This window comes from Pseudoalteromonas sp. 0303 (assembly GCF_013349995.1).
In the GTDB taxonomy this organism is placed as follows: domain Bacteria; phylum Pseudomonadota; class Gammaproteobacteria; order Enterobacterales; family Alteromonadaceae; genus Pseudoalteromonas.
Genome location: NZ_JABVXF010000031.1, coordinates 39,613 through 51,396, shown reverse-complemented (window position 1 = coordinate 51,396; position 11,784 = coordinate 39,613). Strand labels below are relative to the sequence as shown.

Genomic DNA, 11,784 nt, shown 5'->3' with positions numbered 1-11,784 from the left:
ATGGACTCCCATAACATTTTGGTCTGCTAACTTAAATGTTAGTCCAACCTTCGGTGGTTGGGGGAGTCCAATTATCTCAAACCAACCTCACCGCTCAGCTTGGAACTTTACTCTCGTTAACTTTAACCTCGCTAACTTTAACCTCGCTAACTTTACTCTCGCTAACTTTACTCTCGCTAACTTTACTCTCGCTAACTTTACTCTCGCTAACTTTACTCTCGCTAACTTTACTCTCGTTAACTTTACCCTCGCTAACTTTACCCTCGCTAACTTTACCCTCGCTAACTTTACTCTCGCTAACTTGAGCCATCAGCTATAAAAAAAGCCACTCATAAATGAAGTGGCTTTGGTTGAGTCGATTTTTTACTTATAACTTAATTTGGTTCACGCAGATGGAACACTTGGCACTTATTCCCTAAATCAGGTTGTTGTGCGAAGTTTGTGTTTTCAGCTAAACCACAGTTACTTAAACCAAGCGCTTGTTTTGTGTAGCGGTTGATAAGCATAACACCACCACCTTCTACTGGAGCAATGCGCCACTGTGCTGTTTTCGCTGCACAAGAGGCCATTTCTACGTTGGCACCTGGTACTAAGGCGTTATCAGCTACCGCAGCACAGAACTCGCTGTCAGCGCTTTGTTTAAGACTTACATAGCCAGTATCTGTTGGTGTGAAGAACCATTGCTGTGCATCTTTATGCGTGTAAGCTTGTTGCTCAACATTGGTACCTGCTTTAACTGTATCCGCCACGCTAAGTGCTTTACCACTTTGTTGGCTTAATACGACAACACTGCCCATAGGGCGTAATTGCCAGTCGCCACACGCTGTTGCGTCGCTTTGCTGTAAAACCGCTTGGTTTTGTGCGGCAGAACAACCAGCAACCGCTAATGGCTTGCCTGTGTAACGGTTAGTAATAGAGACATTACCATCTGTGCTTGGTGCTACTTTCCATTGCTGGCAGAAGTTATTGCGCCATGCTGCAGATTGTACCTTAGCGTTATCTGCGTCATTACAGCTTTCAAGCTCTAAGAACTTGCTGTCTTCACGGTTAGCTAAACGAACAAAACCATCTGTTGTTGCATCAATAACCCATTGACCATTGGTGCTTGCACACTGACGTTGCACAGCACGTGCATCTTGTGGATCAGCTGCGATGTCTAAACATAAGCCACTTGTTGCATTCACTAATTGATAGCGCTGACCTTGTACTCGCGTTACCAGTGGACCGTATTCACCTGATGGCGGAGCTACTTCAACGCCTGGTGTTAATGGTTTACCAAAGCTTGGCGTGCCATCGTCGTTCCAAGTAAATTTTTGCGCACGTAATGAACGAGTCGCACTACAACCGTGCTCTACCGAATCATTACCGTGATAAACTAACCAGTCTTCTGTACCGTCTGGCGATGTGAAAAAGCCGTTGTGGCCTGGGCCAAACACTTCTTCTGTACGCTCAAATACTGGCTTGTCGTATTTTTTCCAGCTACTCGCTTTAAGTGGGTCGTCACCAACAAGCTCAAGCATACCTAGTTTGTAATCAGGAGTATTACAGAAGCTTGCTGAGTACGTCATAAACGTACGACCATTGTGCTGTAAAATTTCAGCACCTTCAGTTACTTTACGACCACTGATTTCCCAATCTAGCTCAGGACGCGTGATCACCGTATGCGGTGAGTTCTCTTTCAGTGTCCACGGATCTTCCATTTCAGCAATAATGTTTAATTGCTGATCGCCTTGCCATTGTGAGTAGATCACATATAGCTTGTCTTTGTATGTTAAGTAGTTACCGTCGATGTTCCATACGTTAGGCATTAATGCGCCCTTGTATTCGTATGGGCCCATTGGGTCGTCACCAGCACTTTCTAATACATTTAAGTGTTGGTTATCTAAAGTGCCATCAGTACCGGCTGTGTACATCATGTACCAACGGTAGCCGTTTGGTCCTTTTAGGCGGTGGAACTCAAACGCCCAAAAGTTACAACAGCGCTCAGGATTTGAATCAGACCAAACATTGACTGGTGTTGCATCAGCAAGGCCAGCTAGTGTTGGTGATTTACGCATCACTAACTCAGATGTCCATGTTGTTGTGGTTAGGTAATAGTTACCATCCCAGTACTCAAGCCATGGATCGGCGCCATTAGGAAAAAGTGGGTTGGTAAAAATACCATTATCTTGGATTGGCGCTTTTTCTGTGGCTGCCACGTCAGCTTTCTTAGCTGTGTTGTCTTCAGCTGTAGTCTGACAACCAGTCAGTGCACCAAACGACAAGGCAAATACGCTGGCTAAACCAGCCTTTTGCATTGCGCTTTTAAGCTTTGTTGTTTTCACGATTGTGTTCCTTTATTTTGTACCAAATTCGTACACGATGCGTGTTGAATACACGTCACCCGGTAATAATGTTGTGCTTGGGAACGTTGGCTGATTTGGTGCATCAGGGAAATGCTGTGGCTCTAAACAAAAACCACTTCTGAAATTATGCACTAAGCCAGACGCTTGCTGAGTACTACCGTCTAAGAAGTTACCTGAATAAAACTGTACTGCAGGCTCTTCTGTGTAAACTGTTAACGTACGGCCAGAGTTTGCTTCGTAAACCGTAGCAGCTTCAATAAGTTCATTGCTTGGCGTGTCTTTAAGCACAAAGTTATGGTCATAACCTTTACCAAGTTTCAGTTGTTCGTTGCTAGCTTTGATGTCTTGGCCGATTGCTTTAGCAGTACGGAAGTCAAACGGTGTGCCTGCAACATCCATCAACTCACCCGTTGGGATCAAACCACCATCCACAGGGGTAATTGCTTTTGAGTTAATTTGCATTTGGTGATCAAGAATGTCGCCTTTACCCGCTAGGTTAAAGTAGCTGTGTTGCGTCATATTGATAATGGTAGGCTTGCTTGTTGTAGCAATAAACTGCATATCTAACGTGTTGTTGTTCGTTAGCGTGTAAGTTACTTCTGTGGTTACTTCACCCGGGTAACCTTGGTCACCATCAGGGCTCACTAAGCTTAAGGTAACACCAGCACTGTTTTGCGTCGTGAACGGTGTCATGTTCCACACTTTTTTATCGAAACCTTGCACACCACCATGTAAGTGGTTGTCACCATCGTTGGTTGCTAATTGGTATTCAGTGCCATTTAGCGTGAATTTACCGTTTGCGATACGGTTACCAAAACGACCGATGATTGCACCATAGTAAGTTGTCGCTTTTGTGTATGCTTCTAGGTTATCTAAACCCAGTGCAATATTACCCATTTCGCCTTTTGCATCTGGTGTTTCAATACGCGTGATAATGCCGCCGTAGTTGATTACATCAACGCTAATACCATTGCTGTTAGTCAGCGTTACTTGATTAACCGGCGTTTGATCAGCCAGTACGCCATAGGCCGTCATTGATGCTGTAGGGGAAGTAGTCATATTGTCTCCTTGATGAGCACAAGCTGGTGTAAGGGCAATCCCACATGTCACCAACAATGCATAAAGCCCGCGCGACTTTTTCGTGTTCGAACTGGCTGTTTGATGAGTTGTTTTTAAACCTTGGAAAACACATTGCAATGACATATGAATAACCTTTTTGTAATTGTATTTATAGTTTTATAATACAAATAAGGGTGTCATTGCAACTTTAATCGCTAAAGTTGAATTTTTCCGTCTTTCACCATAATGCAATCCATTCCCGCACTTTTGGCAGCTTGATAACCAATTTGCGTGTCTTCAAACACCACGCATTGGCTTGGCTCAACACCTAACTGCTCTGCTACTTTTAAGAATGTTTCTGGGTTTGGCTTACCTTTACTTACATCACTTGCAGTCACTAACGCACCAATTTTATTTATTAAATTGGTATCAGTTAGATGATCAATTGCATGTTCGCGGTCAGCGCCTGTGCCAACGCCCATAGGCAATACACCATGGTACTTTTCAAGTACTGCGACGGTTTCGTCAATTACTAGCGGTTGGTGCTGTAAATCAACCCAAAACTGGTGTTTATCTTTTGCCACAACCAGAGGGTCGTGTTCTAAACCAAATTTTTCGTTAAGCATTTCAATTGTTTTAACAGTCGGAATGCCACCTAAGCTGTACATGTAGTCGTAATCGAATGGGTAGCCATAGGCTTCGCAAGCTTTTTGCCATGCCTGTAAGTGACTGCCCATTGAGTCAATTAAGGTGCCATCCATATCAAAAATAATGCCTTGGTAGGCGCTTAAATCGATCATATCTACTCCTAAAATGTTTCGCTTCACAATAGCATAAGCCAGCGAAGAGCGAGGCTCATCACTGGCTTAATCGACAACAAAATTTGGGGTGAACGTGCTCACACACAGCACGTTCTAGTACATAAAGTACTAATTCTTACAGGCCACGTTTTAGCATGTAGTAAGCTGCGTTATGACGAAGCTCTGTTTTGAAACCACGGATCGTCGTATCGTTATCGATGATCATAGTTTCAACGCCAGCCATTTCAGCAAAATCGATAATCATATCGGTTGTTACTGCTTGGCTGTATGCAGTGTGGTGTGCACCACCGGCGTGGATCCATGCAGCTGATGCTACAGATAGATTTGGTTTTGGTTCCCAAAGCGCTGAAGCAACAGGTAAGTGAGGTAAATCAGCTGGCGGAGCCACTGTATCTACTTCGTTGATTAGAATACGGAAACGGTTACCCATATCAATTGGTGATACGTTGATTGCAGCACCCGGTTTTGCAGTAAATAATAAACGACCTACATCACATTTCACACCGATAGTGTGCTGGTGAACTTCAAGACGTGGTTTTTGTGCTGCAATTGAAGGACACACTTCTAACATGTGCGCGCCAAGTACTTGGTCAGTCTCACCCATGTTGTAAGTGTAATCTTCCATGAATGAACAACCGCCGTCACGGCCTTCACCCATTACTTTCATGATGCGAACCATAGCAGCTGTTTTCCAGTCACCCTCACCACCGTAACCATAGCCTTTCGACATTAGGCGCTGTGTAGCAAGACCTGGAAGACCAGAAAGACCTGATAAGTCTTCAAAACAGTTTGTGAATGCTTTAAAGCCGCCTTTCTCTAAGAAACGCTCCATACCAAGCTCTAAACGTGCTTCGTTGCGTAGCATTTTCACTGCGTAATCGTCTTGTAGAGTTTCGTCAGCAATTACGTAGTCTTGCTTATAAAGCTCTAACTGTGCATCAACTTCTTCTTCAGTGATAGTATCAACCACTTTTACAAGCTCAGCGACACCAAACGCGTGTACTTCATAACCAAAAGTAATTTGCGCTGAAACTTTGTTACCTTCAGTAACTGCAACTTGACGCATGTTGTCGCCAAAACGCGCAACTTTAAGTGTTTGGCTTTCTGCCCAACCTTTTGCCGCACGACACCAGTCATCTAACTGCTGTTGTACGTCAGCACGTTGCCAGTGACCTGCAACAACTTTACGCTCTTTACGCATTACAGTACCGATGAAACCAAACTCACGGTCACCGTGTGCACTTTGGTGCGTATTCATGTAGTTCATGTTGATATCAGACCAAGGAAGGGCTGCATTGAACTGAGTATGAAGGTGTAACCAAGGCTTACGTAATTCGCTTAGGCCAGCAATCCACATTTTCGCAGGTGAGAAAGTGTGCATCCATAAAACTAAACCAACACAGTTAGGATCCGTATTTGCCGCTTGGCAAACAGCGTGAATTTCTTCAGGTGACTTAACGGTAGGCTTACATACCAAGTTTACTGGTAGATTAGCTTCGCTGTTTAAGCCCGCTACAATTGCTTCGCTGTCTTTGGCAACCGTTTCTAACACCTTAGGACCATAAAGATGTTGTGAGCCGGTAACAAACCAGACTTCTTTCGTCATCGTCGTCATGTTAATAATCCTCTAAATTCTTGCTATTTGCTCTGACCGTAATACGCGTTTTTACCGTGCTTACGTAGATAATGTTTATCCATCACTGCTTTTTTAAGTTCAGCTGCGTGTGGATCTAAAGTGCGTGTTAAATACGCCATGCGTGCAATCTCTTCGAGTAGCGCGGCATGGTATACAGACTGAGCGGCATCTTTACCCCACGTGAAAGGCGCATGACCCGCAACAATCACCATAGGTGCAGCTTTCGGATCGCGGTCTTGATACGCATCAGTAATTTGAATACCGGTTTCTAATTCATAATCGCCATTCACTTGCTCATCGGTTAACTCACGAGTACAGGTGATGTCACCGTGTACATAGTCAGCGTGAGTTGTGCCAAGACAAGGAATGCTTTGTTTTGCTTGCGCCCATGCAGTTGCATAGGTCGAATGCGTGTGTGTTACACCGCCAATTGAATCAAAGTGGCGATATAAATGAACATGTGTTTTTGTGTCAGAAGACGGACGCATAGAACCTTCAACAATGTTGTTTTCAAGGTCAACGATAACCATGTCGTCGGCTTTCATTTGGTCGTACGAAACACCACTTGGTTTAATCGCAATCACGCCTTTGTCGCGGTCGATTTGCGATACGTTACCAAAGGTATAAATTACTAAGCCACGACGTTGCAGCTCCATGTTCGCTTCATAGACTTCACGTTTTAGTTCAGTAAAACTCATGCTTTGTCTCCGTTTACATAGCTTGCAAGTGCTTGGTAGTTGGCATAAAGCTCGTCATACACAGCAACGCGCTCAGGGTTTGGTAAATACTGATGACATACAGACGACGCCATAACTTTTTGAGCATCTGCCACTGTTGCGTGCTCACCCGCAGCAACCGCAGCCATAATTGCCGCACCCAATGCACAGCTTTGCTCACTTTCTAAAACGTCGATTGGGCAGTTCCAAACATCAGCACAAGTTTGCATTACGTAGTCTGATTTTTTAGAGATACCGCCGATAACAACCACTGACTCGATTGGTACGCCTTCGCTACGGAAACGTTCAGTGATAGCACGTGCGCCAAAGGCAGTTGCTTCAACAAGTGCTTTGAAGAACTTAGGTGCATCAGTGCCCATCTTTAAGCCTGTTAATGCCATGGCAACGCTTTGGTCAGCATCTGGCGTACGACGACCATTTACCCAATCAAGCGCAGTTACATCGTTGCTTGTTACAGGCAGTGCTGCCGCTGCTTTTGATAGATCAACTAAGATTGAATCTTCTAGCTTGTTAACTAACGCTTGTTCAGCGTCAGATAGATTTGTAAGTTGGCGAGTTGGCCAAAGTACTAGGTTTTTGAACCATGCGTATAAGTCACCGAATGCAGATTGACCGGCTTCTAAGCCAATTAACCCAGGGATTACTGAGCCATCAACTTGACCACAAATACCTTTAACGCAAGTATCACCTAGTTGTTCTTTAGACGTTACTGTGATGTCACAGGTTGAAGTGCCCATTACTTTGGTTAGAACACCAGGGCGAACATTGGCTGCTACTGCGCCCATGTGACAGTCAAATGCACCGTAACCAATCACGATATCTTGTGGTAAACCTAGCTTCTCGGCCCACTCTGCAGTTAAGTTGCCAGCAACTTGGTCGCTTGGCTCTGTCGTTGCATTTAACGTATCAACAACACCATCTAATAGTGGATCGATATTGCTGAAGAAACTGTTTGGTGGGAAACCGCCCCACTGCTCGTTCCACATTTGTTTGTGGCCCGTTGCACAACGACCTAGCTTTAATGCTTCAGGGTGTGTTGTGCCGCACATTAGCGCGGTCATCCAATCGCAGTGCTCAACCCATGAATATGTGGCTGCTTTAACACTACTATCAACGCGGAAAATATGTAATGCTTTGGCCCAGTACCACTCAGAAGAGTAGATACCGCCCATGTGTGAAAGGTAGTTCACATCATTGTTAGTTGCAGCTTCAGTGATTTCATTTGCTTCTTTAATAGACGTATGGTCTTTCCACAAAATGAACATTGCATTTGGGTTTTCTGCAAATTCTTCAGTTAATGCCAGTGGTGTACCTTGGCTATTAATTGCTACAGGTGTTGAGCCTGTCGTATCAAAGCTCATACCCACTACTTTGTCTGCAGTACCTGCTGGAACTTGTGACCAAAGACCATTTACTACTTCTACAAGGCTATCAATATAGTCTTGTGGATGCTGACGAAACTGATCTTTACTTGGGTCACAATATAAACCTTGTGCCCAGCGCGGGTAGTTTACTAAATGGCTGGCAAGTTCTTCACCAGTCGCAACATCAACGAGTAATGCTCTTACCGAGTCCGACCCGAAGTCTAATCCCAACGTATAACGAGACATAATTACCTTTCACTAATTGCTTACTAACATTGTTAGTCATTATCTTTATTTGTATGATAATATCAACAATGCCAGATTGTAAAGGTATTATAAAAATATTATTAACAGGATTATTTGCTGCTGGCGGGCGATTTATTGCGCAGTTTCTCTGGTAGATTAGATTGTTTTTTCAGCACAAATAATAGGTTAAAGCCACTACATTAACTTTTGTATGATAAGAATGGGATAACTATGTCTAGTCAATTAGAACAACTTAAAGCAGTAACAACCGTTGTTGCTGACACGGGTGATTTCGAAGCAATCAACGAATATAAACCGCAAGATGCAACAACAAACCCATCACTAATCTTAAACGCGATTCAAATTGAGAAATATCGCCCACTAGCTGCCGAAGCCGTATCATGGGCAAAAGCACAAAGCAGTGACACAGCTGAAGTTGTAACAAAAGCAGCTGATAAACTAGCGGTATTAATTGGCTCTAAATTAATGGAGCAAGTGCCAGGTTTAGTTTCAACAGAAGTGGATGCGCGTTTATCATTTGATACTCAAGCAACTGTTGATAAAGCACTTGAGCTTGTTGCTTTATATAAAGAGCAAGGTATCGACACATCGCGCGTGTTAATCAAAATTGCTTCAACATGGGAAGGTATTCAAGCAGCTAAGGTACTTGAAGCGCAAGGTATCCGTTGTAACCTAACGCTGGTATTTGCATTTGCTCAAGCACGCGCTTGTGCCGAAGTAGGTGCTTACCTAATTTCACCATTCGTTGGTCGTATTCTTGACTGGTACAAAGCACAAGATGCAAGCGCTGATTTCGACGGTGCTAACGATCCGGGCGTTAAGTCAGTAACGCATATCTACAACTACTTCAAAAAGCACGGCTACGAAACGATTGTAATGGGCGCAAGCTTCCGTAACATCGGTGAAATCCAAGAATTAGCAGGTTGTGACCGTTTAACTATCAGCCCTAAGTTACTTGCTGAACTAGCTGCAACTGACGCACCGTTAACTCAAAAACTATTACCAGCAACAGAAAAAGCAGAAGCGCCAGCTGCAATGACTGAGCAAGCTTTCCGCTGGGAAATGAATGAAGATGCCATGGCTACTGAAAAGCTAAGCCAAGGTATTCGTCAGTTCGCAATTGACCAAGAAAAACTAGAGTCAATCTTAAGCGAATTAGTTTAAACCGATTGTTTAAGCAGCAAAAAGCCCGCAAACCAAAGTTTGCGGGCTTTTTTATTGCCTGCCTTTTAGTAAAAGCAGGCTTATCGTGTTGCGATTACGATAATTTTTTACCAGTCACATTATTCAGCAAGTAATGCATTTGCTTTTGCAACTAGGTTTGCCACTGTGAAACCAAAGTGCTCAAGCAATACCGCGCCTGGCGCTGACTCACCAAATGTGTCCATGCCTAGTACATCACCATCTTGGCCAACATACTTGAACCAGAAGTCACGGTGTGCAGCTTCAACAGCAATCTTAGGTGTACCCGCTGGTAGCACGCTTTGACGATATGCTTTATCTTGGCTATCAAACTGATTCGTTGATGGCATAGATACCACGCGAACTTGCTTGCCTTGTGCTTTTAGCTCAGCAGCAGCATTCACAGCTAACTCTACCTCAGAACCCGTTGCAATAAGGATAAGCTCTGCAGTTTGTTCGCTATCAACAAGTACATAACCCCCTTTTGCAATGTCAGCAACTTGCTGTGCATCACGTGCCATTGCTTTGGTACCCTGACGGCTGAAGATAAGTGAACTTGGGCCTGTCTCTTTTAATAACGATTGACGCCAAGCTACTGCTGTTTCAGTTTCATCACACGGACGCCATGCAGTCATATTTGGTGTCATACGAAGGTTAGCGATTTGCTCGATTGGTTGGTGAGTAGGACCATCTTCACCTTGACCGATTGAGTCATGGGTATACACAAAAATGCTTTGCGCTTTCATTAATGCTGCCATACGTACTGCATTACGTGCGTATTCCATAAACATTAAGAAAGTTGCGCCAAATGGAATGAAGCCACCATGTAATGCAATACCATTCATGATTGCGCTCATACCAAACTCACGTACGCCATAGAATACGTAGTTACCATCAGCTGCATCTTGTAAACCTTTTGCTTCTGGCCATAACGTTAAGTTAGAACCGGCAAGGTCAGCAGAGCCACCCATTAATTCTGGAAGCTGGTTAGCAAAGAAAGTGATCGCATTTTGTGATGCTTTACGTGTCGCAATGTTTTGCATGTCGGCTTGGCATTTAGCAATGTACTCATCAGCTAATTCAGCGAAGTTAGCTGGTAATGCTTTTTCAAGAACACGACGTGTATATTCTTTTGCAAGTTCAGGATGTGCTTTGCTATAAGCTGCAAACTTTTGCTGCCATGCACCTTCAAGCTCTTGCCCTTTCGCTTGATTATTCCACTCGTTATAAACTTCTTGTGGAACTTCAAATGCAGGGTGCGGCCAGTTTAGCTGCTCACGTACTGCTGCGATTTCGTCGTGACCCAGTGGTGCACCGTGACAGTCGTGGCTACCTGATTTGTTTGGTGAGCCAAAACCAATCACTGTTTTACAACAGATTAGTGTTGGTTGCGTAGTGTTGCTTTGTGCCGCTTCGATTGCACCCGCAATTGCATTCATATCGTGACCATCAACATCACGAATAACTTGCCAACCGTAAGATTCAAAACGTGCAGGCGTATCGTCGGTGAACCAACCTTCTACTTCACCATCGATAGAGATGCCATTGTCATCCCAAAATGCGATTAGCTTGCCTAGACCTAACGTACCTGCCAGCGAACATGCTTCGTGCGAGATACCTTCCATTAAACAGCCATCACCCATAAAGCAGTAAGTGAAGTGATCAACAATATCAAACTTTGGCTTATTGAATTGCGCTGCTAAGGTTTTTTCAGCGATTGCCATACCAACTGCGTTAGCAATACCTGAACCTAATGGGCCCGTAGTTGTTTCAACACCCGGTGTGTAACCGTATTCTGGGTGACCCGGTGTTTTAGAGTGAAGCTGACGGAATTGCTTAATATCTTCGATGCTTACGTCATAACCGCTTAGGTGTAACAATGCATATTGAAGCATTGAACCATGGCCATTTGATAACACAAAGCGATCACGGTTAGACCAGTCTGGGTTTAATGGGTTATGGCGGTGAAAGTTTTGCCACAATACCGCTGCAATATCAGCCATACCCATAGGCGCACCTGGGTGGCCTGAGTTAGCTTGTTGAACGGCATCGACAGCAAGTATGCGAATAGCATTTGCAGATTGAGAACTAGGCAGAGTCATCTTATTAGCTTCCTGTTAATATTATAATATAAATAATATCGCAAAAACTCACCCAAATAGCAACTTAATAAACCGCCATGCCAGTAATGACGTGTATTTAGGGCCATTTTGTACCGCTAAGCGCAGGTTTTAACACCATTTTATTGTTAATAATTTTTTCTAACTAAAGAAATGACGACACCACTCAAAATAACCAAACCAAATTGGTGAAATATACTTATTTATCAAGCAATTTACTTAACTAATTTAGGTTACAAAAACCAGACCTTGC

General features: G+C 43.8%; 9 protein-coding genes. 2 read left to right on the top strand and 7 right to left on the bottom strand.

What is annotated here, in order from left to right:
* Nucleotides 1–319: pentapeptide repeat-containing protein (locus tag HUS62_RS17410; RefSeq protein ID WP_175080596.1), on the top strand; the 319-nt coding region annotated here is incomplete at its 5' end.
* 55 nt (nucleotides 320–374) lie between these two features.
* On the opposite strand, the gene HUS62_RS17405 is transcribed toward HUS62_RS17410, so the two are convergent.
* The 6 genes from HUS62_RS17405 to HUS62_RS17380 form a co-directional block, all read right to left on the bottom strand.
* Nucleotides 375–2,324, bottom strand: a complete 1,950-nt coding sequence (locus HUS62_RS17405) for an RICIN domain-containing protein (RefSeq protein ID WP_251602838.1) — start codon at nucleotides 2,322–2,324, stop codon at nucleotides 375–377.
* A gap of 12 nt (nucleotides 2,325–2,336) precedes the next feature.
* Nucleotides 2,337–3,404: an aldose epimerase family protein gene (locus tag HUS62_RS17400; RefSeq protein WP_258536806.1), complete on the bottom strand. Its 1,068-nt coding sequence runs from the start codon at nucleotides 3,402–3,404 to the stop codon at nucleotides 2,337–2,339.
* A gap of 215 nt (nucleotides 3,405–3,619) precedes the next feature.
* Nucleotides 3,620–4,204, bottom strand: coding sequence for an HAD family phosphatase (locus HUS62_RS17395; RefSeq protein ID WP_130167336.1), 585 nt, complete (start codon nucleotides 4,202–4,204; stop codon nucleotides 3,620–3,622).
* A 136-nt stretch (nucleotides 4,205–4,340) separates the two neighbouring features.
* Entirely contained in the window at nucleotides 4,341–5,840 is a 1,500-nt protein-coding gene (gene araA, locus HUS62_RS17390) for an L-arabinose isomerase (protein WP_055198523.1), read from the bottom strand.
* 23 nt (nucleotides 5,841–5,863) lie between these two features.
* Nucleotides 5,864–6,559 carry an L-ribulose-5-phosphate 4-epimerase gene (locus tag HUS62_RS17385; RefSeq protein WP_063528078.1) on the bottom strand — a complete coding sequence of 232 codons (696 nt, stop codon included), beginning with the start codon at nucleotides 6,557–6,559 and terminating at the stop codon, nucleotides 5,864–5,866.
* Nucleotides 6,556–8,208 (bottom strand): ribulokinase, encoded by a 1,653-nt coding sequence (locus HUS62_RS17380; RefSeq protein WP_175080594.1) that lies wholly within the window; start codon nucleotides 8,206–8,208, stop codon nucleotides 6,556–6,558. Before HUS62_RS17380 ends, HUS62_RS17385 begins: the two co-directional genes overlap by 4 nt.
* Before the next feature lie 231 nt (nucleotides 8,209–8,439).
* Between HUS62_RS17380 and tal the strand changes: the two genes are divergently transcribed.
* Complete coding sequence (gene tal, locus HUS62_RS17375) at nucleotides 8,440–9,393, top strand: transaldolase (protein ID WP_054562997.1); 954 nt, start codon at nucleotides 8,440–8,442, stop codon at nucleotides 9,391–9,393.
* Nucleotides 9,394–9,512: 119 nt separating this feature from the next.
* Here tal and tkt read toward each other — a convergent pair whose 3' ends face one another.
* Nucleotides 9,513–11,513: a transketolase gene (gene tkt / locus HUS62_RS17370; RefSeq protein WP_054562998.1), complete on the bottom strand. Its 2,001-nt coding sequence runs from the start codon at nucleotides 11,511–11,513 to the stop codon at nucleotides 9,513–9,515.
* Nucleotides 11,514–11,784: the final 271 nt, after the last annotated feature.